This is a genomic window from Paracoccus sp. Z118 (assembly GCF_019061185.1).
Lineage (GTDB): Bacteria > Pseudomonadota > Alphaproteobacteria > Rhodobacterales > Rhodobacteraceae > Paracoccus.
Window position 1 is genome coordinate 1 of sequence record NZ_JAHQZU010000126.1, and the last position, 480, is coordinate 480.

The window sequence follows — 480 nt, forward strand, 5'->3', positions numbered from 1 at the left end:
GGGAGCGAGCCTTGAGGTGGCGAGCGCCTTGCAACTGCCGGCCGCCAGCCTGCGCAGCCTGTCGCTGGCCGATCCGACCGACCCGACCGACGTCCTCACGCTCAAGACGGACCACGGCACCGGCTATCTGGATCAGGGAACCGGTGCGTTGCTCGCCTGGACCGATCTGTCCGCCTGGCAGCAGGTGTCAGAGACCATCTTCATGCTGCACACCGGTCAGGGGGCGGCGGTGTTGGGGCTGGTGCTGGGCCTGATGGCGTTGGGCGTGCCGGCGATGGCCGGAACCGGAGTGTTCCTGTGGCTCTCCTCATCCCGCGCACGACCCCGCATCCGCGGCAATGCGCCGCCCCCGCAAGCCGAGACGGTGCTGCTGGTCGGCAGCGAAGGCGGCTCGACCTGGGGCTTTGCCTCAACGCTCCACGCAGCGCTGACCGGGGCGGGCCAGCGTGTCCATGTCGCGCCGATGACCGGGTTCGAGCC

1 pseudogene is annotated in these 480 nt (G+C 70.2%); it reads left to right on the forward strand.

What is annotated here, in order from left to right:
* Positions 1-28: 28 nt before the first annotated feature.
* Positions 29-480 (forward strand): annotated as a pseudogene (locus KTN05_RS18815) (PepSY domain-containing protein); the annotation flags it as partial.